A 22,685-nucleotide genomic window follows, 5' to 3' on the forward strand; every position below is an offset into this window, starting at 1 on the left:
ATGGCAATACCCGTTATCATGCTTGATGATTGCTGTGGGCCTTGCAGGCACAATTGCCTCTCTTGTGTCCATGAACAGAAAAGATCGTTGGGACGAGATGATGATTTGCTCCACGTGTGAGCAAACGATCATCGCCTACAAGGCTCAGGACGGCCGCTGCCCCCACTGCGGCGGCGAGCTCGAACCGCTGGACGGCTTCTACGAGCGCCACCCGGAGCTGCGGGACGAGGATGCCGAGCCTGGGCACTAGCCTTCCATGACAACACTATGGACGTCATATCCTCAGCCACCCAAAAGGCACACCTGCGCCGTCGCTCTCTGGGGACGCTGGAGGCCTTGCAGGCTATCTACATGATAACATCATAGACGACGACACATGAAACTATCCATAATATTGTGTGGAGTATTTTCTCTAATCTTTGGGATAAGCATTCTACAGAAACCAGTATACTACAATAGCATTTGGACATATACTGTCGATTTCACAAACACACGCTGGATTCTTGGCCCCCTCTGCATTGTTGTCGGCGCCCTCTTAATCTGGACAGAGGTCAGGAAACGACGCAAATAGCGTCGTAACGCACTGGAGAGAGACTAGCCAGGCGATCGGCGAGGTGCGCAACCATCCAATCGCCGGGCCGCTACTGGACTCGGCCATCGCCATCGAGGGGCTGGCGCTTGGGTACGTGGCGGCGCCGCTTATTGGCAGCGCATTGTCCACAGCGAAAAGAGCGCTTGCTATGAACGCGCCAATATTGCCAAAGGTTGTGGACTTCGTGTCAGGCATGCTGCCTGGGATGCCTGAGAATGAATGGCAACAGGGGGCTACCTTGCAACCGAGGGCGTGAAATATCTTGAAGATACCAGAAGCGCCCTCCTGCATGATCAAATTTACTACGATCCAGACGAGTATAATGATGCTATTTAGCCTGCCTCTAATGGGAGAATAGATGAGCTTGCTTATCTCATTTATCATTTTATTCATTGGCATCATGATCTTCTGCAATCCTGAATGGTACAATGATTATCGTGGAATATTCTATGACTTCTCAAACCTCAGGATATTGGCCTCCTCAACTTTTGTCATTGTTGGGCTGATAGGGATCGTCACTTCTTTCCGCGCCCTAAATCGAGATTCCCAAAAAAACGAGATGATGATTTGCCCTGAATGCCAGCAAACGATTACCGTCTACACGGCTCAGGACGGCCGCTGCCCCCACTGCGGCGGTGAGCTCGAACCGCTGGACGGCTTCTACGAGCGCCATCCGGAGCTGCTGGACGAGGATACCGAGCCTGGGCACTAGCCTTCCATGACAACACTATGGACTTCATATCCTCAGCCACCCAAAAGGCACACCTGCGCCGTCGCTCTCTGGGTATGTTGAAGATGCTGCCGGCTACATGCGTCACGAGGGGAGAATAATAAAGATATCAGCAACTCTCGTGTGTATTACAACACGATATGGACTTATATGGTAGATGCGTAAACAGGCGTTGTGTCATAGCCCCCTCTGCAACGTAGCCGACGCCCTCTTGATCTGAACAGAAACCAAGAAGTGCCGCAAGTAGCGGCGTAATATCTCTATGAAATCTCATGTCATCAATCTGTACAAATACCTTCTCGTCTTTCTCGGACTTGCCTTTGTATACTGGGGCGGCAAGGTCATTATCGTCACGAAGTATTACAGCAAGCGGTATGATCTGGTCATGGACCATACAAACGTTCGCTGTCCGTTGGGGCTCGCACTTCTTGCGTTTGGCGTCTTCTTCCTCTACAGAGCGTACAAGGAATCAAGCAAGCGTAATACATCGTCAACACAGCTGACTGAGACCGAAACGATCTGTGTTGCCTGCCAAACCCCATGCCTCATCGACGACTTTGAAGGGATGACATGCCCCCACTGCGGCGGCGAGCTCGAACAGCTGGACGGCTTTTACGAGCGCCACCCGGAGCTGCGGGACGAGGATGCCGAGTCTCGACACTAGCTCAGACGCGTCAATCCTGCGTCGCTTGCGGACGAGTCCTTACCGCGATGCTTGGCGTTTCGCCGCCGTTCGCATATAGTGCCTGCATTATGGAACTGCATCTGTACCTCACCTATCTGCTGGCCACCGTGGTGGTGCTCGTGGTTCCCGGCCCCACGGTCATGCTGGTCACCAGCTACGGCCTGACCCATGGTCGGCGGGTGGCCCTGGCCACGGCGGCCGGCGTTGTCTGCGGCGACGCCACGGCCATGACCTGCTCCCTGCTCGGCGTCAGCGCCGTGCTTGCCGCGTCCGCCATGCTCTTCACCGCGCTCAAGTGGCTGGGCGCCTGTTATCTCATCTGGCTGGGCGTCAAGATGTGGCGCAGCGCTTCGTCTGCCGCCTGCATGCCGGAGAGCGAGGTGGTCCCGGCCGTCTCCCTGCGCCGGGCTGCCGGCCACGCCTTTGCCGTCACGGCCACCAACCCCAAGGGCATCGTGTTCTTCACGGCATTCCTGCCGCAGTTCGTGAACCACACCGCGCCGCTCACCCAGCAGTTCGCCCTGCTGTGCGGCACGTTCCTCATCCTCGGCTTTGCCAATGCCTTCTGCTACGCCCAGCTTGCCGCGCGCATGGGCAGGCTGGCCCGCCGTCCGCGGGTGATGCGCTGGGTGCGGCGGACCTCGGGCGGCGTGCTGATCGCAGCCGGCGCCACAGTGCTCGCGCGGGATTAGCCGGCCCCTCGCACACGATGCGCTTGATCCCGGACATGCCCTGAGGGGCGCTCTCCCTCAGACTCCCAGCCAGGGAGCACTGCTCTCTGGACCCTTACCTTCTGGAGAAAACCATGTGGAAACGTGCAGTTTGCACCAAGGACTGTCCCGATACCTGCGGTCTGCTGATCAAGGTGGAGGACGGCTGCATCACCGCGGTCAAAGGTGACCCCGAGCACCCGTACACCAACGGCTTCACCTGCAAGAAGGCCACCTTTTTTCCGGAGCACGTGCACGCCGACACGCGCATCACCACCCCGTTGAAACGGACCGGCCCCAAGGGCAGCGGGCAGTTCGCGCCCATCTCCTGGGACGACGCCCTGGACGAGGTGGCCTCACAAATGCGGTCTGTGTCCGAGCAGCACGGGCCGCAGTCCATCCTGCCCTACTCCTACGCCGGACACATGGGACTGATCCACCGCAACATCGGCCAAGCGTTCTTCAACAAGCTGGGGGCCAGCGCCCTCGACTACACCATCTGCGGCCCGGCAGCCTCGGCCGGGTTCAAGGCCAGTCTTGGCAAGGGGCCCAGCACCGAGATTCAGGAGGCGGCCAAATCCGACTTCGTCATCATCTGGGGCAACAACACCCTGACCACCAACATCCACGCCTGGCCCCACATCAAGCAGGCCCGCAAGAACGGCGCGCCCCTCGTGGTCATCGACCCTTACCGCAACCGGACCGCGCAGACCGCGGACACGCATCTGATGCTCCGGCCCGGCACCGACGCCGCCCTGGCCCTGGCCATGATGCACGTGCTCATCAAGGAAAACATGGTGGACATGGCCTTCATCGCCGAGCACACCGTGGGCTTCGAGGAGCTCAGGGCCCGCGTGGACGAGTACCCGCCCTCCCGGGCCGCCGAGATCTGTGGCATCGACGAGGCGCAGATCATCGCGCTGGCCCGCGGGTACGGCCAGGCCAAGGCCCCGTACATCCGCACCGGCTGGGGACCGGCACGCCAGCTCCGCGGCGGCATGGCCATGCGCACCATCGCCTTGCTGCCGGCCCTGGTGAACGCCTTTGCCAAGCCCGGCGGCGGCATCACCCGCAGTCTGGGCGGCGGCCCCTCGGACATCACCTGCCTGAAACGCCCTGACCTGCGGCCCGCCGGCACACGCGTGGTCAACATGGTGGAGCTGGGCAAGGCCCTGACGCAGCTCGACACCCCGCGCGTCCACATGCTCTACGTCTATCTTTCCAACCCGGCAGTCGTGGCGCCGCAGTCCAAAATGGTGCTGGAAGGTCTTGCCCGCGACGACCTCTTCACCGTGGTCCAGGAGATGTACATGACCGAGACGGCCCGCCACGCCGACATCATCCTGCCGGGCGCAAGCTTTCTGGAGGTGGCCGACCTCTACCGGGCCTACGGCCACAACAACATCCAGTTCGTCCAGCCGGTCATTTCGCCCGTGGGCGAAAGCCGCTCCACTCTCGCCATCTTCCAGGCCCTGGCCGCCCGCCTCGGCTTTGACGAACCGGTCTTCACCAGCACCGAGGCGGAGCTGCTCGACCAGATCCTGGCCGACAACAACACCGGCTACATGGAAGGCATCGATACCGCGGCCCTCAAATCCGGCCGCCCTGTCCGGCTGAACATCCCGGCCAACCCCTTTGCCGACGGCTTCAACACCCCGTCCGGCAAGGCGGAGTTCTACTCCCAGGCCATGGCCGACCAGGGACTCCCCCCACTGCCCGACGGCGAGCCCTGGCGCGACCCGGACGGCGGCGACCGCTACCCCCTGGAGTTCATCACCCCGCCGCACCACCTGCTGCTCAACTCCGCCTTCAACGAGGTGGCCGCCATCCGCGAGCAGATCGGCGACGCGACCGTGAAAATCCACCCGGAAACAGCGACCAATCGAGGCATCCAGGACGGCTTCCCGGTCCGCATCTTCAACGACCGCGGCGAGTGCATCCTCCAGGCCGAGGTCACCGAGGACACCCGCAGCGACCTCCTCGTGGCCGAAGGTCTGCACTGGCCCAGCCTCCTGCCCCGCGGCGGCGCCAACCAGCTCACCAGCCAGCGCATCACCGACATGGGCAATACCTGCGCCTTCCACTGCAATAAAGTCGAGATTGAGCCTGTAGCTTAGATACTGTCTGGGTGACGCTGTCCCCCAGGCCCCCTGCCGGGGACCACTGGTCCCCGGACCCCATTGTTTATGGGTCCAGGGAGCTTAGCTCCCTGGCGGGTGCCCGAGGGCAGAGCCCTCGGTACATTATTCAGCGTGTCTTAATCGAAATCGGCGAGAAGCGCGCCCACGTGGATCTTGCCGCTGCCGATCACGGTTTTGGCGTACTTCTGGCGCATGCGGAAAAGGCCCTGCTGCAGCTCGTCGGAGGAGATGCCATTGCGCAGGGCGGTGTAGGCTTCGATGAAGGCGGCCAGGGTATCGCAGACCTTGAGCATGGAGCCGTCTTTGGGGTCGAAACGGTCTTGGTTATAGACTGTCTCCAACTCCTCGTCGGTCACGGCGCGGGGCACGCCGTCCTCCATGATGCAGGCCCGAAACTCGGAGCCCACGGTGAGGCCGAGGAAGTAGGAGAGCCGCTCGGCCAGCTGCTCGCGGTTGGCATTGCGCAGGGGCTCCAGCACGCGGCGGTTCAGCTCCTTGCGCTCGTACTCGCTGATGAGCTCCGAGATGTGGGAGACGGACTTCTTGACCGGGGAGATGATGTCCCGCGTGAGCAGCTCCGGCATGTCGTGGAACAGCCCGGAGAAGAAGTTGTTGACCAGCCGGGCCGGGCAGGCGTCCACAGCCATGGAGAAAAAGGTGCCGTAGCAGGCCACCAGGAACATGTGGCCGATGACCGATGTCTCGGGGATGCGCGGCGTCTGGGACCAGCGTTTCTGGAACCGGAGCTGCCCGCAGAGGTGGCAGAACTTGCCCAGGGTGGAGGCCGGACCGCGCATGAGCTCCTCCACGCCGATCAGATCCTTGTGCGCTTCGAGCCCGTCCTGGAAGGAGCGGTCGATCTCTTCGAGCTCCTCGTCCTGTGGCGAGAGCCGCTTGATGAGCTCGAACTCCCAGTTGGAGGCGTAGAGATGCGCGGCGGCGAGGATGCGCCGGCCCAGCCCTTCCAGGCCGTCGGCCTCGGTCTTGCGCAGGTAGTTGGTGATACGCTCCCAGAACTCGTCGCCCAGGGGCTGCACCCGCGGCTCCAACTGCTCCAGCACCCACTCCGTGAGCATGGCGTAGTGCTCCGGGTTGGCCTTGATCTGATAGAAGATAGGCGGCTTCACGTCCGTGATGATCAGCCGGTACATGTAGTCGAAGATGCCACCTTCCACTACGACGCGGCCCAGCTCGATGCGCTCGTCATGGGGCAGGTGCTGGGAGTTGAGCTCGTACAAAGCCCAGGCCGCGATCATTTTGTGCGCCTGCTTGTCGAGCTCGATAAGCTCCATGGGCCTGAGCTTATCGTTCCAGCGCTTCATGAACGAGCCGGCAAAGGTGAATTGGAGCAGTGACTTACGTATAGATGTCATGCGCTATGGTGGCGTCCGCGTTGTGGTGAAGTGGGAGGCCCCGGCGGACCGCTGCGATCAGCGGCCGGCCGAGAGCTTGGGGATATCTTCGATGGCGATGCCCACGGAGACGAAGACCGAGCCGTCCGGCCTGCGCTGGGGGTCGGAAATGAGCAGGTACTGGATGGGCACCTCGGTGAGCCGTGCGCCGCTGCTCAGGCCTTCCTTGTCCTGGTAGGCCTGCACGCAGAGCAACAGGGAACGCTTGGCCTGGTCCACGGCGATGCGCTCGGCACGCAAGGGCTCGTCGGCGCGGCCCACGGCGGATGCGACCAGGTTGCCGTTCTTCTCCTGGCAGGCGGCCGATCCGGCAAAGGTCGGCGGAGCAGACGGCGGGATAATGCCGCTCTTGGCCTGGGGCTCACTCACCGCCCGTTTGCTCACAGAGGCAGTCTGTGTGCCGGCGGCGACCTGATTCGTCGCGGCAGGGGCCTGCTGCTGCATGGGCGCGCGGTAGCTCGGGCCGAGCAGCGGGTCCTGCTGCTGAGGCGTCTGGGCCGCCGATCCGGCCAGAGCGTCGCCCGGAGGCGGCGGCACCTGCACATCCTCGGAGGCATAGCCCGTGCCGTCATAGGCCGGGGCCTGCTCCCCTTCGAGCTGCGCCGGAGCGCCGGAGGACATGGCCGTGGACGGCGCAGGCTCCTGCCAGGTGGAGCCATACGGCGCGGCTGTCTGGTTGCCATAGGGAGCAGCAGAGACGCCGGGCGCGGTTTCCGGCGCGGCAGGCGCGTAGGCGGAGCCGGTCGGGTACGGGGTCGTAGCGCCCTCGATGCGCATTCGGCTGCGCTGCACGGGGTTCACGCCGAGCTTGGCCAGGGACTGCTTGATCTCGTCCTCCGTGCCGCGGATGGAGCCGATGACGCGGTAGTAGGTCTGGCCGTTGACCATGGCATCTTCCAGCCGAACGTCGAAGCCGGCGTCGCGGGCCTGGCGCTCGAAGCCTGTGGCGTACTCCTGCTGGGAAAACGAGGCGAGCTGGTAGACATCCTCGAACACCGGGACGGATTCGCCGGTGGACGTGTAGACCGGAGGCTGCGCCTCGGGCAACGCCTGCTGCTGGCCGAGGTCCTGCTCCGGTATTGCCTGAGCAGGGGCCGGAGGCGGCGACCATGCCTGCTGCTCGCCGGTGGTGGAGGGAGCGCCTCCATAGCGGGACGGGGCCAGGGGTTTCTTGCCGCAGCCGGCGGCGCCGAGAACGAGAGCCGCGGCCAGCCCGAGAAAAAGAACGAGGCTGACAACGCGACGCGGTGCATATATAAAGGGATGTGGGCGCATGGAAGCTCCTTGGTGTGCCGATGTATCCGTGTTATGTATACGGTGGCACGGCCGGGGGTCAATGTCGCGACCGGAAAGATTCTGTAGAGGATGAAACCGGCCGGTCGCGTTTTTTTGGTTTTTTCCCCTTGACAGAGCGGCCGGTACCCTCTATCAAATTCGTCTTTGCGATTTCGGGGGCGCGCCAATGTGCGCCCGCTAACTATATCATCCCGGGGCGCCTTGCGCGCCACCTACTGAGAGCACGAAGGAGCGGCGATTCATGAAGACTTTCACTCCGACGCCCAAGGATATTAACCGCGACTGGTTTGTCGTGGATGCTGCCGACCAGATTCTCGGCCGCCTCGCCACCCAGATCGCGCATCGCCTCAGGGGCAAGCATAAGGCCGAGTTCGCGCCCCACATGGACAATGGCGATTTCATCGTCGTGGTCAATGCGGAGAAGATCAAGGTCACCGGCAACAAGTTGAACGACAAGTTCTACTACCGCCACACCGGTTATCCGGGCGGCATCAAGAGCCGCAGCCTGGCTGAGACCCTGGAGCGCAAGCCCGAGGACGCTATTATGACGGCCGTCCGCGGCATGCTGCCCAAGAACAAACTCGGCCGCGCGATGCTCAAGAAGCTGAAAGTTTATGCCGGTCCCGAGCATCCCCACGAAGCCCAGAACCCTCAGCAGCTTCCGCTGTAATTCCGAGGAGTAGCGCATGAGCACCGAAGAATTTTACGGTACCGGCCGTCGCAAGAACGCCGTAGCCCGCACCCGTGTTACCTCCGGCACCGGCCGGATTCTCGTCAACGGCCGTCCCTTTGACGAGTACTTCCCCCGTGCCTCCCTGCAGCAGGTCATCCAGCAGCCCCTGACCCTGCTCAACCTGCTTGGCAAGTACGATGTGAAAGCCAACATCGCCGGCGGCGGCGTGAGCGGCCAGGCCGAGGCTCTGCGCCACGGCATTGCCCGCGCCCTTCTGCAGGTTGATCCCGAGCTCCGCCCGCAGCTGAAGAAGGCCGGCTACCTGACCCGCGACGCTCGCAAGAAAGAGCGTAAAAAGTACGGTCAGCGCGGCGCTCGTGCCCGCTTCCAGTACTCCAAGCGGTAAGTCGTCCCTCCGTCGGCCGCGGCCGATGCGATACGCTGTCTTGTTATCAAGGGCCCGCCTGTGTGCGGGCCTTTTTCCTTTCCGGACGTTCGCGCGCGGTCATTGCACCGCCGCATGCAAGAGGGTACGAAGAAGTCCACCATGACGGCTGCCACCCCAAATCCCCAAACGCGCCTCTCGGAAGAGACGTCGGTCACGCTCATCGGCATGGCCGGCACAGGCAAGTCCACCGTGGGCCGGGAGCTCGCCGCAGCCCTGGGACTCGGCCACGTGGACACCGACCGCGTGATCGAATCCTACTTCGGCGCCGACCTCGAATCCGTGTTCCAGCGCCTCGGCCGGCAACACTTTCTGGAGGCCGAGGAATCCCTTGTCTCCGGCCTTACCGTGCGCCACTGCGTCATCTCCACCGGCGGCAGCGTTATCTACGGCCCCAGCGCCGTGGCGCGGCTCAAGGAGCTGGGCCCCATGGTCTTCCTGCGCACCCGGCTGGAGACCATCCAGCACCGGCTGGCCCAGGCCGGCGAGCGCGGCTTGGCCATCGCGCCCGGCCAGACCCTTGAGGATCTCTATGCCGAGCGCCAGCCTTTGTATAAAGAAGCCGCAGATTTCATTGTGGATACCGACGAGATCGCCCCTCCGGCCGTGGCCGGGGCCATCGTGCGCTGGCTGAACGAGGAGTAGCCGTGGCAGGACGACGCAATCCCCCCAAGGCGCAACGCACCCGCAAGGTTTTCGACCGCCTCGCCGCGCTGTACGAGCGCATGGACGCGGCCTACGACAGCTCTGCCACACCGCTGGGCTTCACCTGCGCGAACTGCGAGCAGAACTGCTGCATCAGCCACTTCCAGCACCACACCTATGTGGAGTGGGCGTACTTCCTCCACGGTCTGGAGCAGGCCGCCCCAGAGCTCGTCGCCCGCATCACCGAAAACGCCCATGAAAACGTGGAGGCCATGCAGGCGGCCCTGGCACGCGGCGAGCGGCCTCGCGTCATGTGCCCGGTCAATGTGGACGGCCTCTGCACCATCTACAAGCACCGGTTGATGATCTGCCGGCTCCACGGCGTGGCCCATGTGCTGCAGCGGCCGGACGGCCGATTCGTGCACTACCCCGGCTGTCCGCGCTTCGACGCTTTGGCGGCCAGGGAGCCCATGGCGCCCGGCTCCAACGTGCGCGGCCCGGTCATCGACCGCACCCCCCTCTACCGCGAGCTCGCCGCCATCGAACAGACATTCCTCGGCGCCAAGGCCGGAAAGCTCCCCAAGGTCGACTGCACCCTGGCCGAGATGATCGTGCAGGGAAAGCCTTTCTAGCAGGCTGTTGAAAATCTTCCGCTGGCTGCGTTGCGGCTAAAAGTTCAAACCCTCGCGTATCTTTTATACGCGTCAGCCTTGAACTTTTCTTGCGCCTTGCCAGCGGGATTTTTGAACAGCCTGCCGTAGAGGACTATTTCAACAGCCTGCTCGAGGCCACCAAGCCTTTCCAGCCGGGCGAACACCCGCACACCTCGGTGCTGCGTTGCGCCCTGCCGGCGGTCTCTGTTGTATGAAGTGGCTTCTAGAACAAGAGCGTAATTTCGTAGCCCACCACAAGCAGCCAGGTCAGGATGCTCACGCCGGTGGCGGCCGCCGCCATGTCCTTGATGAGCTTGATCTTCTCATCCTCATGCGTCTCGACGAAATCGCAGATCGCCTCGATGGAGCTGTTGAAGATCTCGGCCATCAGCATCTGCGAGGTAGCTACGAATATGAGCAGGAAATCCACCCACATGCGTAGAAAAAACATGGTCGAGAGCAGGGCCACGGAGATAACGACCTTGTAGGCCACGCTCAGGTCGTAGCGCATGGCGGAGACGAATCCGCTGGCCATGATCCTGATTTTATGCAGGGGGTGGAAGCCCGGTGTTCCGGTGTTCAGGAACTTGTTACGCAACGCTGCCGTCCCCTGAGCTTCGCCACCCGCCGCGCACGCGCACGAACCGGTTCGACGACTCCAGCTCGAACCGGCCCCCTTCCCAGAGCATCAGGTCCACCTCCACGGCATTGCGCTCTACCCGCAGCAGGTTGAAGGAGTTGGTTTGCCCCCGCAGCCGGCGCGACACCGCCGTGCCTGCATGGATGGTCAGGCAGCCGGGCGTCCCGGCCGTCTCCACCAGTGCGTGCCGGCCGATGTGGTGGTGGCCGGTGAGCACCATGTCCACGGGATGGGTCCGCGTCAGTGTGGCGAGCTTGTGCCCGGGCAGCGGATGGTGCGCCACCACGATGCGCACGTCGTGTTCCGGAATGCGGTCCAGGATGGAGGCCAGGTGCGCGAACCGCCGCCGTGAGAACCGGCCCTCCTTCCAGCCAAAGGGCTTGGTGGTGTCCATGCCCACCAGGGCCATTTCCCCGTCCTCGTAGAACGTGGGCAGCTCCCCCACGGCGCGGCGGTAGCCGGCCAGCGGCTTGGTCCAGCGCCGGTAGAGGTTGTATAGCGGCATGTCGTGGTTGCCCGGCACCGTGAGCAGCGGGAACGGCAGTGACGCAAGAAAGGCGGCGGCCTGTACGAACTGCCACCGCCTTGCGCGTTGAGTCAGATCGCCGCTGACGGCGACGATGTTGGGCGAGAGATCGAGCAATGCATCGCGGAGGTTGCAGACAAGGTCTCCGCGGATGGCGCCGAAGTGTAGATCAGAAATATGTGCGATGGTGCGCACGAGCGATTATCCTGAGTTGGTAGATTTCGCGGACACCAGGGGCGTACCGCCCGTCCGCCGGTTACCAAGCATACCCTGGATTTGCGGCGTTGGCGACAACCAACGCCGCATCTCCTTCGGGAAATCGCTCCTGTGCGGGGGGATAGCAGCTACGAACTCGCGATGTTGCGCAGCCTGTCTGCCTGATCCATCAGACCGCGCACCGCGGAGCTGACCTCGTCCATGCTGCGGGCCGTCTCCTGGGCAATGCGATTCACCTCGCTCACGGCCTGGCTGATCTCCTCGCTGGCCGCGGACTGCTCCTCGGCCGCCGTGGCGATGGACTGCACGCGGTCCGTGGTGGTGACAACCAGGTCCACAATCTGACCCAGGGACCTGCCGGACTCGTCGGCCAGCTCCGAGGACTGCTCCACCGCTTCCGCGGCTACGTCCACAACCTGCATGTTGCGACGCGCGCCTTCCTGAATCTCGCGAATGGCGGAGCCCACCTCGCTGGTGGCGGACATGGTCTTTTCGGCCAGCTTGCGCACCTCGTCCGCGACCACGGCGAATCCGCGTCCGGCCTCGCCGGCGCGCGCCGCCTCGATGGCCGCATTCAGCGCAAGGAGGTTGGTCTGGTCGGCGATGTCGTTGATCACGGCCATGACCTGACCGATGCCCTCCACCTGGCCGCCGAGCTCGCCCATGGATTCCTTGAGCGCCAGGGCCTGGTTGCGCACCTCGCCGATGGACTGCATGGCCTGGTTCACCACGTCGGCGCCGGCCTCGGCGCGTTCGCGCGCGCTACCGGCCTGCTCCGCCGCATCGCTGGCGCTTTTGGCAACCTCCAGCACCGTGGCGTTCATTTCCTCCATGGCCGTGGCCGTCTCGCCGGAGCGGTTGGACTGCTCCTCGGCGCCCTGGGTGATGTCCTTGAAGCGTTCGGCCATCTGCTTCGCCGCGCTGGCAATGCCCGCCGTGGCCTCGATAATCTCGTCGTTGATCCGGGCCAGGCGATCCATTGCCGCCTGGTTCTCCTGATCTTTTTCAACGATTGCGGTCACATCGCGCGCCACCTCCACATAGCCGGACTTCTTGCCGTAGCAATCCCGAAGGATGTCGCCCACAGGCTGGATGTAGTGGGGTTTCTCGTCGCTGCCGATGTTGATGATCTCGGACTGGTACGCGCCGTTGATCTTCTTGGCCATGGCGATGGGACACTTATCCGTGTTGCAGACCTTGGTCTTGAACTGGTCGTGGCACTTTTTCTTTTTGAGCTCCTCGGCCGAGCAGCCCAGGAATCCCTCGGTGGCCGTGTTGGCAACCAGGAAGTTGAAGTCTTCGTCCACGGCGAAGATGGGATCCGGCACGGCATTCACCAGGTTCTGGTAGCCCTCGACATTGCAGAGGATGTCCTCGATCTTGCCCATGAGACGGTTGAACCACGTGGCCAGCGCGCCTATCTCGTCGTTGTGGCTGTCATCCAGGCGTTCCTTCAGGTCGGCGCGATCTTCGGCGATGGCCTTGATCTTGCCGATCATCGTGTTGACCGGCTTGGCCACGTAGCGCGAGATGACGAAAAATCCCACGATGCCCGGGATGATGAGGATTGCGGCCAGCAAGCCGATCAGGGTCCAGAGCGTGTTGTCGATGGCGCCCACCTGGCCGGAGAAATCGGCGGCGAACGCGATGACGCCGATCTGGTGGCCCTGGTAATCCACAACCGGAAACGCCGAGAGCGCCGTCTTATCCTGAAGCTGCGTCGCTACCGTGTCGCGGCCCGCATCCAGCAGCGATATCGGCACGTCCTTGGACTCGTACTGGTACGCACCGGCACCGGCCACGTACACATACTTGTCTCCTACCAGGGGAAATTTCGCCGTATCCTGCAGACGCGTGGTGATGGCCAGGTTGTCCTTGTTCATGAACAGGAACAGCTTCTGCTGCGATCCGCTGGCCGCGCCCTCCAGCACCGGGGTGAAGTCGGTGAGCGCCTCCACGGAGCCGAGCTGCCTGCCGTCCGGTCCGACCACGGGCGAGATGCCGCGCATGACGAACCCCCCGCGGCCGAGCTCGATGCCTGACACGGCTTTCTTGTTCGCGTTGACATCCAGAACCGTCTGCCGGAACGAGGTCAGGTCGTCGGAGATATCGGCCCACTTGCCGTTGCGTTTGGCCTGCTTCTCCCGCCAGAGCCGCACGAGGCTCTTGCCATTGGCCAGATGGAAATGGATGCGCAGCTGCTGCCCGTTGAGGTTCTTGCCGACCATATCCGCTGCCTTGGCGAACTCCTTGCGCAGCATCTCCCTGGCCTGCTGCGAGTCCGGGCTCTCGGGATCGTCGATGTTGCCGGAAAGCGCCGTCTCGTAGGCATCCACAACTCCAGCACGGCTGGCGGCCATGCTCGCCATGGCCAGCGACAACCGGGAGCTGGTGGCGATTGCCAGGCTGAGCTCCTCGGCCTTGTTTTCCGCAAGAGTCGTAAGGCTGCGCTTTGTCAGCCCATGAAGCTGGCTTTGAACAACGACGTAACTGACGGCCCCGAGTGCGATAGTGAAACAGATGAGCGGAAGGCTGAGCTTCAAACGAATCGTCATGTATTCCCCCGGAAAGGTATCGAGCAGAGATTGTGTGGAGGTCTGGCATACACAAATCCCTACTGTGGTCAATATCCCATACTTTCATGTACGGATTGAGACAAGAGAATACGCGTTCACGTGTGTCTGTCACGTACATTGTGCGCGGATATTGTGAATTACTTCACATTTTCAGCAGTTTGTTGACATACCGGTTACGAGTGCAGGTTCTATCTTCATTGAATCGTCATTTCAGGGTAGTATCTTAAGCATAGCGCCGCCGCTACGGCGCCGCGCCCTGCCTCCGAATGCCGCGGACCTGTAAAAACATTAGGCGACATGCACAGATACTCCATTCTCGTTGTCGAAGACGACGCCGTCACCCGAACAACCCTGCAACACTTCCTGACCAGCATGGGACACCTCATCACGGGCATGGTCTCCAGCGCCGAGGAGTGCTTCGAGCATTTTGAGGCCGCCGGACCGGACCGGACCGACCTCGTACTCATGGACATTATGCTTGACGGCGAAATGGATGGCAGGGAAGCAGCCGTGCGTGTCGCTTCCGAGTACAACCTGCCTGTTATCTTCCTCACCGGCCTCTCGCCGGAAGATGTCATCGGCGACCACGACACCCCAGCCGCGTGCTACATCCATAAACCTGTGCACAAGAGTGAGCTGGCCGCGAACATCCAGCTGACCGTGCGGAACCACCGTATGGAGCAGGAGCTCCGCGAGAGCGAGCACCGCTACCGCTCCCTCTTTGACAACGCGGTCGCCGGCATCTACCAGGCCACACCGGAGGGCCGCGTGATCGACGCGAACAGCAGCTTCGCCCGCATCCTGGGGTACGACTCCGCCGCCGAGGCCATGGAGAGCCTGCGCGATCTCGGCGTGCAGTATTATGATGAAGCCGGCCGTTGGAGCAAAATCGTGCAACGGCTGGAGCGCGAGGGCGAGCTGGTCCGCGAGCAGAGCGCCGTGCTCGGACGCGACGGCGACCTAATCTGGGTCTCGGAGCATCTGCGCGCCATACCGGACGGCCAGGGCAATATTGCCTGCATCGTGGCCGTGGTCCTGGACATCACCGAGCGCAAGGAGGCGGAGGAGAACATGCGCCTCACCACCAACCTGCTGCATCAGACCGTGGACTCCCTGCCCGTGCCGCTTGTGCTCACAGATCTCGACTCCAACATCATCCTGCACAACCAGCCGTTTGCGGACTGCTACTGCAATAACGGCAGCCTCGAAAGCCTGAACCTTGCCGACGTGCTGCCAAAAGCACTCCATGCCCAGTGCGCGCAGGCGTTCAGCAGATTCCTGGCCTCATCCGGCCAGGCGCTGACTGTTGAGGCCACTGACGACGTGCCGGCAGTGACCGTCTCTCCGTACAGGGATGCCGAGGATCAGCTCATCGGCGCATTGGTCATTATCCGAAACCCGGTCCTGGAGACGTAAAGCCCGTATGAAGAAGCATCAGTTCGTCAAAACGGATTGCGACTGCACCCGTCGCGCAACCCGCTTTGTCTGCAAACATTGCGGGACATACGATTACAAAAGCCCCAAGGAAATACGAAAAATGTCCCTGGTCCAGGCCGAATGCAGCCACCCGGACGCCCCTGACATTCCTCCTGCGGAAAAGTTCAAGTGCCACATGGGCGGCACCGTGGATTGCCTTGCGCCGGACTACGAAACCTACATGAAAGGCAGTGGCCAGTGCTCCAACTGCTGATCGTGCGTCGGCCCTATCCGCACGTGTAGCGGCCGGTCGCAGAAGAACGACAATCACGGCCAGCCCATGCACACCCCGCCCCTCACCTTTGTCATCCCGGCCTACGGCCAATGGCCGCACACCAGCGCGTGCCTGGAGTCCATCGCCGCGCACGTGCCCCCCAGCCAGTGCGAGGTGGTACTGGTGGATGACTGCTCCCCGGACGAGACGCAAAGCGGAGCAGCCGCCCTGGGACCGGCCCTGTTCGGCGAGCGCTTCACCCTGCTGCGCAACGAGACCAACCGCGGTTTCGCTGCATCCGTAAACCTCGGCGCGGCGCAAGCCTGGGGCTTACGGCTCTTTCTGCTGAACAACGACACCGTGTTGCCCGCCAACCCCGTGCCAGCGTGCCTCGCCGCCCTGGACGGCGATCCGTCCCTGGCCGGCGTCGGGCCGATCCTCACCTACTCCGACGGCCCGGACGCCCGCATCCAGCACCTGGGTGTGGCCGTCCCCTACGCTCTCAAGTGTGTACACCTCTACGCCCTGTTCCCGGCCGGCCACCCCGTGACGCGCCGGCAGAGACGGCTGCAGGTCATCACGGCGGCGGCGCTCTGCATGGACCGCGGCCTCTTTCTGGAGCACGGCGGCTTGCACGCAGGGTTCGTCAACGGCATGGAGGACATCGATCTCTGCGCGCGGCTCTCGCACGCCGGCTACGGCTTTACCGTCACCCCCAAAGCCACGGTGGTCCATGCCGAGCACGCCAGTCCGGGACGCTTCGACAGGGAGGCGGCCAACGACGCCCTGCTCCACAGCCGCGCGGCCGGGCTGCTGCATCCGGATATGGCGGCCCTCGCGGCCGAGGACGGCTACGCCCTACACCTGACGGCGTGGCTGGACCCGTATCTGCTGCCCGAGGGAGCTCGCCTGGCCGAGCTGGACGCTACCGGGCCGGATGATCCCCACGCCATCCTTGAAACGCTGGAGCAGGAGCCCTGCTGGCCCCTGGGCTATGACCGGCTGGAATCCGCCTTCCGCAAACGCGGGGAGTGGTCCCGCGCCCTGGCCGCGGCCGTGCGCCGCTCCGCCTTCCTGCCCTCGCAGGACGCTTACCGCGCCATTCTGGACCTCGCCTCCCGCGCCGGGGACACGGCCCGCGCCGACGACGCTTCCCGGCGTCTAGCGGACACCACGCGGATGCTGGCCCGCCCGGAAGGGCTGCGGCAGACCGCCCTCGCCGCCCTGGAGCAGGCCCGCGAGTCCGGGGACGCACGGCTGTCCACCGCCTTCAAGCAGTGGTTCGCCGCCAACGCGCGTACGTTCCGGCCGTGAAAGGAATCCCATAGCCGGGCATGGCGGAGCTGTATTCCTGAGACCTCGGCCTGCTTTTCCGTCAGCGCTGTTGCCGCCTCGCCCAAAAGCCCGCACCGCCGCAATTTGGCCTTTTCTTCCTGCAAGGAACTGCGTATGCAGTGGACGAGGGGATTTCCTGCATGCATACAGCAGGTTGCGTACTCCCCTTCCCTTGCACGACATGCATCGCGAATCACCATCGAGGAGGCTCCCCATGCGTCGATTCCGGACATGCCTCATCGGAGCGATCCTGCTCCTCTGCGTTGCGGCGGCTGCCGTTGCGTCCCAACCCCTTTCCGTTCAGGTCCACGAGGCCGCCCTGCACAAGGACCCGACCTTCCTGGGCCCGGTCGTGACCACCGCGCCATACGGCAGCACCGTAACCCTGGTGGAACGCCACGGCGACTGGCTGCTGGTGGAGTTCGGCGGCGAGCGCGGCTGGGTGCACGCCTCTGCGGTGGCGGATCACGCCCCGGCCCTGCGCTCCGGCGGCGCTGCAGCGGCCGGCGTGTCCGGCCAGGAGCTGGCCCTGGCGGGCAAGGGGTTCAACCCGGCTGTGGAAGCGAGCTTTCGCGCCTCGCATGGCGGCGGCTATCTTTGGGTCGAGCGCGCCGAGTCCATGCGTTATTCGCCCGAGGAGCTGGCCGCGTTTCTGGAAGAAGGCGGCCTGAACGTGGAAGGAGGCCGGCCATGAAGCGCATCGCCTTCCTTCTCGCCCTATCGGTTCTGCTGCTGGCCGGCTGTAAGGACACCGACGTGCTGGGCAGTATGGTGGGCTCCGTCGCCTCGGTGGCCGGCGTGCCAGGCTCTGAGTACGCGGGCTCCGTTTCCCGTAGCGCCGTAGCTGTGGCCAAGTCGGCCGAAGACTTCACGCCGCAGCAGGAGTACTACATTGGGCGCGCCGTGGGCGCCGTGTTGCTGGAGAAGTACCGCGTCTACCCGGACGAGCAGACCAACAGCTACGTCAACCTCGTGGGCCAGTCCCTGGCGCTGTACTCCGACCAGCCGCGCACCTACGGCGGCTACCGCTTCCTCATACTGGACTCAAACGAGATCAACGCCTTTGCCGCGCCGGGCGGGCTCATCTTCGTGACGCGCGGCATGCTGCGCTGCTGCCCGGACGAAGACGCCCTGGCCGCGGTGCTCGCGCATGAAATCAGCCACGTGACCGAGAAGCACGCCCTTCGCTCCATCAAGACCTCGCGGATCACCGAGGCGTTCGGCGTGATCGGCTCCGAGGCGGCCGGCCACTTCGCGCCTGCCGAGGTCTCGACGCTGACCGATCTTCTGGGTGAGTCCGTGGGCGACATCATGCAGACCATGGTGGTCAACGGCTACTCCCGCGCCTACGAGCGCGAGGCCGACGCCGGCGCCGTGCGCATCCTGACGAAGGTGGGCTACAGCCCGGACGGGCTGACCCGGATGCTGCGGATCATGGACCAGCGGCTTACGCCCGGCGGTTCTGACTTCGCCGCCACGCACCCGGACCCGCAGGACCGCATAGCGGACGTGGCGCCGCTCATGAGCAAGACCGTGGTCCCTGTTGCGCCGGAGGCCCGGAAGGCGCGGTTCGAGCTGGCCATGCAGGGCATCTGACGGCGGATACAGCGCGGCCCTTTGTCCATGGCTCTGCCCTTGCTGAACCGCAAGCGTCTGCTCCACGGCCTGGCCGTGGGCCTGCTCGCCGCGTTTGCCGCCGTGGCGCTCTGGCGGCTGGGCTGGCTGGAGAGTCTGGAACTGCGCACCTACGACTGGCGGGCGCGCATCCTGGCCCAGGCTTCGCCCAACCGCGATCGCATCCAGCTCATCATGGTGGACCAGAACAGCCTGGACTGGGCGAGCAACGAGCTTGGCCTGGGCTGGCCATGGCCGCGGGAGATGTACGCCGCCGTGGCGGACTTCTGCCGTCGCGCCGGGGTCCGCGCACTGGCCTTTGACGTGCTGTTCACCGAGCCCTCCAAGTACGGCGTGTCCGATGACCAGCGCTTCGGCCGAGCCATCGAGACGCAGGGAGCGACGGTGCTGCCGCTCTTCCTGGGCCGATCTACCGGGCAGGAGCGCGCGTGGCCGCCGGATGCGCCCGACCCGGACGTCCGCATCACTGGTATGGATTCGTGGCTGCACAGCCGCCGGGAGCAGGAGCTGACCTTTCCGCGGGCCGCGTTTCCACCGCCCCCCATCCGGAGCCGGGCCAGGCTGCTGGCCAATGTGGCGTCCCAGCCGGACGCGGACGGCGTGTACCGCCGGCTGCCCCTCTTCGCCCTGTTCGACGGCCGCACCGTGCCCTCACTGGCCTTGGGCCTGCGGATCGCCGGGACGGATGGTTTGAAACTCTCCCTGCAGAACGACGCGTTGCACCTGGACGGCGCGGCCATCCGGCTCGACGCCTCTGGCCAGGCGCTCATCAACTTCCGCCGTCCGGGCGATTACACGGTCCACTCCGCGGCGCAGATCATCCGCAGCGAGCTGCTGCTGCGCGAAGGCAAGCCGCCGGACATCGAGCCGGCATCGCTATCCGGGAGCTACGTCCTGTTTGGTTTCGTGGCGCCCGGCCTCTTCGACCTCAGGCCGTCGCCTGTCTCCGGGGTCAGCTCCGGTACGGCAATCCACGCGGCCGCGCTGGACAACCTGCTGGCCGGGGACTTCATCGCGCCGACGCCGGAGTGGCTAGCCCTGCTCCTGCTCCTGGCTCTGCCCGTGGCCGCCGCACTGACCGTGTTCCTTGTGCCGATGGGACATGCCGCTGCGGCAGTCATTGGGCTTATTCTGCCGCCGATTGTCGCGACCGCATCCTACGCCCAGGGCTGGCAGGTCCCCCTGGCCGGCCCCACCCTTGGCGCGGCGGCCGCTGTGCTGGCCTCGCTGGCCGTGCTCCACGCCACGGAAGGCCGCCAGCGGCGCTTTATCCGCAGCGCCTTCGGCCGCTACCTGAGCCCGGCGGTCATCGACATGCTGATTCGTCATCCGGAGCGCATGTGCCTAGGAGGGGAACAGCGCACCCTCTCCATATTCTTTTCGGATATCGAGAACTTCACGGCCATTTCCGAGGGCTTGTCCCCGGAGGCGCTCACCGAGTTCCTCAATGACTACCTCTCGGCCATGACCAACATCATCCTGGACGAGGGCGGCACCCTGGACAAGTACGAGGGCGACGCGATCATCGCCTTCTGGAACGCGCCGCTGGACCAGCCCGACCACGCGATACGCTGCATCCGCGCCGCTTTGCGCTGCCAGAAGCGCCTGGCCGCCATGCAGCCGGAGTTTGCCAGGCGCGTGGGCCGTACGGTCCGCACGCGCATCGGCCTGAACACCGGAGCGGCTGTGGTGGGCAACCTGGGTTCGGACGCGCGCTTCGACTACTCGATGATCGGCGACGCCGTGAACATCGCCTCGCGGCTGGAGGGTGCGAACAAGGTGTTCGGCACGTACACCATCGTCTCGGACGAGACTCTGGCGGCATCCGGACAGGCATTCCCGGCGCGGCCTCTGGCGCGAGTCGTGGTGGTGGGCCGTTCGTCGCCGCTGTTGATCCACGAGCCCATGACGCCCGAGGATTTCGCCGCACACGCCGAGGCGCTTCAGATGTTTGAACGCGGCCGGGCGCTTTACTGCCGCGGCGATCTGGACGAGGCCCTGCGCTGTTTCGAGTCGTTCGAAGAGACGGACCCGCCCGCTGCGGCGTATGCCGCGCAATGCAGGCTGCTGCTTTCCGGTCAGGGTGTTCCGGACGGCTGGTGCGGAGACTGGCGGCTGACGCGCAAGTAGGCCCGAATCCCTGGCGTGACCACCAGGTGCCTGCGCCCTCCATAAGCGGCGGGATCATGCTCTTGGCCTTGCGGCCGACTTCACGCTCTAGAACGGCCCGGCGCAGTGCCGCTGCAGCTCCACGACCCTGGCCGCACTGTTGCTCGCTATTCTGGGTATGTCGTACTCGAAGAACGCCTCGACCACACGGGGGTCGAACTGCTTTCCGGACTGCTCCCGAATGTATGCAGTGGCCTTCTCCGTGGGCCACGCCTGGCGATACGGCCTGTCCGAGATGAGCGCGTCCCAGACGTCCACCACGGCGAATATCCGCGCGGCAAAGGGGATGTCCTCGCCGGAGAGTCCCTGGGGGTAGCCCTTGCCGTCCCAGCGCTCGTGATGGCAGTACGGTATGGTCATGGCCGGCTGCAGATACGGCACGGCGGAGAGCCACTCGTGGGCGTACTCCGGGTGGCGGCGCATGGTCATCCACTCCTCGTCGTTGAGCTTGCCCGGCTTGAGCAGAATGTCGTCCGGCACGCCCATCTTGCCGATGTCGTGCAGGATGGCGCCGTGCTCGATGTGGGTCAACTCCTCGCCCTCTATGCCCAGGGCTCTGGCCAGCTCCAGCGTCATGTTCACCACGCGGCGGGAGTGTCCCTCGGTCTCCTTGTCCTTCAGCTCCAGGGCGCGGGCCCAACCCTCGATGGTGTGGCGGTAGGCCTCCATCAGCTCGCCGTGCGCCTCGGCCAGGGAGTAATGCAGCTTCTCCATCTCCTGGTGCGAGCGTTTGCGCTCGCTGATGTCCATCATCACCTGGACCAGCCGGGTGACATGGCCGTACCTGTCGAAAAGCGGATTGCAGTGCGCAAACCAGGAGCGGCCGTCCATGGTGACGACCTCGCCTTCTGCCGGGGCGCAACTTTCCAGAGCCCTCTTGACCACGTTGCCGTTGGCGCTGCCATTGTTCGACTTGAAGAGCTTATCGTACTGCGCACCTGTGATCGCTCCGCCGGCGACTTCGGGAAACATGCTGCGGGGGGCGTTGGTCCACAATATGTCCATATCCGGCGACAAGGAAAAGACCACGACGTCCTTGAGCCCGGACAGCACGGCGTTCTTCTCGCGCTCCACGCGCAAGAGCTCTTCGCTGCGCTCCTGCACGCGCTGCTCCAGCGTGGCGTTCAGCGCCTCCAGCTCCTCCTGCTTACGCTTGAGCTCGTTTTCCAGGCGCCTGTGCTGCAGGGCGATGCGCAGCACGGCGCGCGCCTGATGCATCTCGAACGGTTTGGACAGATAGGCGTGGGGCTGCACGTCCACGGCGCGATCCACATCACGAAGACCAGTAAGAAAAACAACCGCGCTCTTGTAGCGCTGGAGAATGACACGGGCTGCCTCCACGCCGTCCATCTCACCGGCAAGAACGATGTCCATGAGCACGCCGTCCGGTTCGCAGCCGGTGGCGGACAGGCGGCGCATGTTGATCAGCGCTTCCTCGGCCGTGTCGTATACGCCAAGAATGGTGTAGCCTTCCGCCTCGAAGAACTGCTCCAGGTAGAGGGCTAGCGTCGATGAATCCTCCACGATGAGCAGGGACGCGCGCTCGGGCTGCTGCCTGGCGGTCGGTTGCTCATTCGCGGCGGATGGAAATACGGTTACTGACATTTGAGTACTCCAAAAACAGCTTCCAGCAGGGAATCAAGGGCATCGGCATCCAAGCGTCCAAGGTGCCGGCCAACCTCCTTGCCGTTTTCAAATAGTATGTACGTAGGCAGCCCGCGCACGCTGTACGAAGAGTACAGTGATGGCTCGCCGCACACGGGCAGGAACTCGAGACGGTTGCGGCACAGCCATTCCACGTCCATGGCCTGCACGGACATGGCGTACGACGTGCCCAGGAACCCCACGAGCAGCGTGCCCGTGGACGCCTCGATTGTGTCCTGACAAACAGTAGTTGTGGTGTTTTGCATCATACG

At 63.9% G+C, this 22,685-nt stretch carries 22 protein-coding genes; 15 read left to right on the forward strand and 7 right to left on the reverse strand.

The window, feature by feature from the left end; genetic code table 11:
- Nucleotides 1–70: 70 nt before the first annotated feature.
- The 5 genes from E8L03_RS08035 to E8L03_RS08055 all read left to right on the forward strand — a co-directional run bounded on the left by E8L03_RS08035 (nucleotide 71) and on the right by E8L03_RS08055 (nucleotide 4,834).
- Complete coding sequence (locus E8L03_RS08035) at nucleotides 71–250, forward strand: hypothetical protein (RefSeq protein ID WP_171267040.1); 180 nt, start codon at nucleotides 71–73, stop codon at nucleotides 248–250.
- Nucleotides 251–950: 700 nt separating this feature from the next.
- Nucleotides 951–1,304 (forward strand): hypothetical protein, encoded by a 354-nt coding sequence (locus tag E8L03_RS08040; RefSeq protein WP_171267041.1) that lies wholly within the window; start codon nucleotides 951–953, stop codon nucleotides 1,302–1,304.
- A gap of 280 nt (nucleotides 1,305–1,584) precedes the next feature.
- On the forward strand, nucleotides 1,585–1,986 hold the full coding sequence (locus E8L03_RS08045) for a hypothetical protein (RefSeq protein ID WP_171267042.1): 402 nt from the start codon (nucleotides 1,585–1,587) through the stop codon (nucleotides 1,984–1,986).
- Between the two features lie 89 nt (nucleotides 1,987–2,075).
- Nucleotides 2,076–2,699, forward strand: coding sequence for a LysE family translocator (locus E8L03_RS08050; RefSeq protein ID WP_144233753.1), 624 nt, complete (start codon nucleotides 2,076–2,078; stop codon nucleotides 2,697–2,699).
- 113 nt (nucleotides 2,700–2,812) lie between these two features.
- Nucleotides 2,813–4,834 (forward strand): molybdopterin-containing oxidoreductase family protein, encoded by a 2,022-nt coding sequence (locus E8L03_RS08055; protein ID WP_171267043.1) that lies wholly within the window; start codon nucleotides 2,813–2,815, stop codon nucleotides 4,832–4,834.
- A gap of 140 nt (nucleotides 4,835–4,974) precedes the next feature.
- Here the strand turns inward: E8L03_RS08055 and E8L03_RS08060 are convergent, their stop codons facing one another.
- Both E8L03_RS08060 and E8L03_RS08065 read right to left on the reverse strand, forming a co-directional pair.
- Nucleotides 4,975–6,231 (reverse strand): HD domain-containing protein, encoded by a 1,257-nt coding sequence (locus E8L03_RS08060; protein ID WP_144233751.1) that lies wholly within the window; start codon nucleotides 6,229–6,231, stop codon nucleotides 4,975–4,977.
- Nucleotides 6,232–6,288: 57 nt separating this feature from the next.
- Nucleotides 6,289–7,545, reverse strand: coding sequence for an SPOR domain-containing protein (locus E8L03_RS08065; RefSeq protein WP_171267044.1), 1,257 nt, complete (start codon nucleotides 7,543–7,545; stop codon nucleotides 6,289–6,291).
- Between the two features lie 262 nt (nucleotides 7,546–7,807).
- On the opposite strand from E8L03_RS08065, the gene rplM reads away from it, so the two are divergent.
- The 4 genes from rplM (at nucleotide 7,808) to E8L03_RS08085 (ending at nucleotide 9,961) form a co-directional block, all read left to right on the forward strand.
- Nucleotides 7,808–8,236 carry a 50S ribosomal protein L13 gene (gene rplM / locus E8L03_RS08070; RefSeq protein ID WP_144233749.1) on the forward strand — a complete coding sequence of 143 codons (429 nt, stop codon included), beginning with the start codon at nucleotides 7,808–7,810 and terminating at the stop codon, nucleotides 8,234–8,236.
- Nucleotides 8,237–8,252: 16 nt separating this feature from the next.
- A complete protein-coding gene (gene rpsI, locus E8L03_RS08075) occupies nucleotides 8,253–8,645 on the forward strand; it encodes a 30S ribosomal protein S9 (RefSeq protein ID WP_144233748.1) in 393 nt (130 codons plus the stop codon).
- A gap of 141 nt (nucleotides 8,646–8,786) precedes the next feature.
- Nucleotides 8,787–9,329 carry a homoserine kinase gene (gene thrB, locus E8L03_RS08080; protein WP_144233747.1) on the forward strand — a complete coding sequence of 181 codons (543 nt, stop codon included), beginning with the start codon at nucleotides 8,787–8,789 and terminating at the stop codon, nucleotides 9,327–9,329.
- Between the two features lie 2 nt (nucleotides 9,330–9,331).
- Entirely contained in the window at nucleotides 9,332–9,961 is a 630-nt protein-coding gene (locus E8L03_RS08085; RefSeq protein WP_235896483.1) for a hypothetical protein, read from the forward strand.
- Between the two features lie 244 nt (nucleotides 9,962–10,205).
- Here the strand turns inward: E8L03_RS08085 and E8L03_RS08090 are convergent, their stop codons facing one another.
- From E8L03_RS08090 to E8L03_RS08100, 3 genes are all read right to left on the reverse strand, one after another.
- Nucleotides 10,206–10,580 (reverse strand): diacylglycerol kinase, encoded by a 375-nt coding sequence (locus tag E8L03_RS08090; protein WP_144233746.1) that lies wholly within the window; start codon nucleotides 10,578–10,580, stop codon nucleotides 10,206–10,208.
- Nucleotides 10,573–11,343 (reverse strand): metallophosphoesterase family protein, encoded by a 771-nt coding sequence (locus E8L03_RS08095; protein ID WP_144233745.1) that lies wholly within the window; start codon nucleotides 11,341–11,343, stop codon nucleotides 10,573–10,575. Before E8L03_RS08095 ends, E8L03_RS08090 begins: the two co-directional genes overlap by 8 nt.
- Nucleotides 11,344–11,492: 149 nt before the next feature.
- Nucleotides 11,493–13,919: a methyl-accepting chemotaxis protein gene (locus tag E8L03_RS08100; protein WP_171267045.1), complete on the reverse strand. Its 2,427-nt coding sequence runs from the start codon at nucleotides 13,917–13,919 to the stop codon at nucleotides 11,493–11,495.
- A gap of 318 nt (nucleotides 13,920–14,237) precedes the next feature.
- On the opposite strand from E8L03_RS08100, the gene E8L03_RS08105 reads away from it, so the two are divergent.
- The 6 genes from E8L03_RS08105 (at nucleotide 14,238) to E8L03_RS08130 (ending at nucleotide 20,730) form a co-directional block, all read left to right on the forward strand.
- Nucleotides 14,238–15,356, forward strand: coding sequence for a PAS domain S-box protein (locus E8L03_RS08105; protein WP_171267046.1), 1,119 nt, complete (start codon nucleotides 14,238–14,240; stop codon nucleotides 15,354–15,356).
- Nucleotides 15,357–15,477: 121 nt separating this feature from the next.
- On the forward strand, nucleotides 15,478–15,630 hold the full coding sequence (locus E8L03_RS20995) for a hypothetical protein (protein WP_235896482.1): 153 nt from the start codon (nucleotides 15,478–15,480) through the stop codon (nucleotides 15,628–15,630).
- A 66-nt stretch (nucleotides 15,631–15,696) separates the two neighbouring features.
- The gene (locus tag E8L03_RS08115) at nucleotides 15,697–16,944 is read left to right on the forward strand and encodes a glycosyltransferase family 2 protein (RefSeq protein WP_171267047.1); all 1,248 of its coding nucleotides are present in this window, start codon (nucleotides 15,697–15,699) and stop codon (nucleotides 16,942–16,944) included.
- A gap of 235 nt (nucleotides 16,945–17,179) precedes the next feature.
- Nucleotides 17,180–17,659 carry an SH3 domain-containing protein gene (locus E8L03_RS08120; protein ID WP_171267048.1) on the forward strand — a complete coding sequence of 160 codons (480 nt, stop codon included), beginning with the start codon at nucleotides 17,180–17,182 and terminating at the stop codon, nucleotides 17,657–17,659.
- The gene (locus E8L03_RS08125; protein ID WP_171267049.1) at nucleotides 17,656–18,561 is read left to right on the forward strand and encodes a M48 family metalloprotease; all 906 of its coding nucleotides are present in this window, start codon (nucleotides 17,656–17,658) and stop codon (nucleotides 18,559–18,561) included. Before E8L03_RS08120 ends, E8L03_RS08125 begins: the two co-directional genes overlap by 4 nt.
- Before the next feature lie 27 nt (nucleotides 18,562–18,588).
- A complete protein-coding gene (locus tag E8L03_RS08130; RefSeq protein WP_171267050.1) occupies nucleotides 18,589–20,730 on the forward strand; it encodes a CHASE2 domain-containing protein in 2,142 nt (713 codons plus the stop codon).
- A gap of 87 nt (nucleotides 20,731–20,817) precedes the next feature.
- On the opposite strand, the gene E8L03_RS08135 is transcribed toward E8L03_RS08130, so the two are convergent.
- Both E8L03_RS08135 and E8L03_RS08140 read right to left on the reverse strand, forming a co-directional pair.
- Nucleotides 20,818–22,374, reverse strand: coding sequence for an HD domain-containing phosphohydrolase (locus E8L03_RS08135; RefSeq protein ID WP_171267051.1), 1,557 nt, complete (start codon nucleotides 22,372–22,374; stop codon nucleotides 20,818–20,820).
- Nucleotides 22,365–22,682, reverse strand: coding sequence for a thioredoxin family protein (locus E8L03_RS08140; protein ID WP_171267052.1), 318 nt, complete (start codon nucleotides 22,680–22,682; stop codon nucleotides 22,365–22,367). The genes E8L03_RS08135 and E8L03_RS08140 overlap by 10 nt, the downstream gene beginning before the upstream one ends.
- Nucleotides 22,683–22,685: the final 3 nt, after the last annotated feature.

This window comes from Oceanidesulfovibrio marinus, assembly GCF_013085545.1.
Classification (GTDB): Bacteria; Desulfobacterota; Desulfovibrionia; order Desulfovibrionales; family Desulfovibrionaceae; genus Oceanidesulfovibrio; species Oceanidesulfovibrio marinus.

What these genes read in the sequence shown, in the direction of transcription:
- E8L03_RS08035 (WP_171267040.1), top strand. Translation starts at nt 71, where the DNA reads ATGAACAGAAAAGATCGTTGGGACGAGATGATGATTTGCTCCACGTGT.
- E8L03_RS08040 (WP_171267041.1), top strand. Translation starts at nt 951, where the DNA reads ATGAGCTTGCTTATCTCATTTATCATTTTATTCATTGGCATCATGATC.
- E8L03_RS08045 (WP_171267042.1), top strand. Translation starts at nt 1,585, where the DNA reads ATGAAATCTCATGTCATCAATCTGTACAAATACCTTCTCGTCTTTCTC.
- E8L03_RS08050 (WP_144233753.1), top strand. Translation starts at nt 2,076, where the DNA reads ATGGAACTGCATCTGTACCTCACCTATCTGCTGGCCACCGTGGTGGTG.
- E8L03_RS08055 (WP_171267043.1), top strand. Translation starts at nt 2,813, where the DNA reads ATGTGGAAACGTGCAGTTTGCACCAAGGACTGTCCCGATACCTGCGGT.
- E8L03_RS08060 (WP_144233751.1), bottom strand. Translation starts at nt 6,231, where the DNA reads ATGACATCTATACGTAAGTCACTGCTCCAATTCACCTTTGCCGGCTCG.
- E8L03_RS08065 (WP_171267044.1), bottom strand. Translation starts at nt 7,545, where the DNA reads ATGCGCCCACATCCCTTTATATATGCACCGCGTCGCGTTGTCAGCCTC.
- rplM (WP_144233749.1), top strand. Translation starts at nt 7,808, where the DNA reads ATGAAGACTTTCACTCCGACGCCCAAGGATATTAACCGCGACTGGTTT.
- rpsI (WP_144233748.1), top strand. Translation starts at nt 8,253, where the DNA reads ATGAGCACCGAAGAATTTTACGGTACCGGCCGTCGCAAGAACGCCGTA.
- thrB (WP_144233747.1), top strand. Translation starts at nt 8,787, where the DNA reads ATGACGGCTGCCACCCCAAATCCCCAAACGCGCCTCTCGGAAGAGACG.
- E8L03_RS08100 (WP_171267045.1), bottom strand. Translation starts at nt 13,919, where the DNA reads ATGACGATTCGTTTGAAGCTCAGCCTTCCGCTCATCTGTTTCACTATC.
- E8L03_RS08105 (WP_171267046.1), top strand. Translation starts at nt 14,238, where the DNA reads ATGCACAGATACTCCATTCTCGTTGTCGAAGACGACGCCGTCACCCGA.
- E8L03_RS20995 (WP_235896482.1), top strand. Translation starts at nt 15,478, where the DNA reads ATGTCCCTGGTCCAGGCCGAATGCAGCCACCCGGACGCCCCTGACATT.
- E8L03_RS08115 (WP_171267047.1), top strand. Translation starts at nt 15,697, where the DNA reads ATGCACACCCCGCCCCTCACCTTTGTCATCCCGGCCTACGGCCAATGG.
- E8L03_RS08120 (WP_171267048.1), top strand. Translation starts at nt 17,180, where the DNA reads ATGCGTCGATTCCGGACATGCCTCATCGGAGCGATCCTGCTCCTCTGC.
- E8L03_RS08125 (WP_171267049.1), top strand. Translation starts at nt 17,656, where the DNA reads ATGAAGCGCATCGCCTTCCTTCTCGCCCTATCGGTTCTGCTGCTGGCC.
- E8L03_RS08130 (WP_171267050.1), top strand. Translation starts at nt 18,589, where the DNA reads ATGGCTCTGCCCTTGCTGAACCGCAAGCGTCTGCTCCACGGCCTGGCC.
- E8L03_RS08135 (WP_171267051.1), bottom strand. Translation starts at nt 22,374, where the DNA reads ATGTCAGTAACCGTATTTCCATCCGCCGCGAATGAGCAACCGACCGCC.
- E8L03_RS08140 (WP_171267052.1), bottom strand. Translation starts at nt 22,682, where the DNA reads ATGATGCAAAACACCACAACTACTGTTTGTCAGGACACAATCGAGGCG.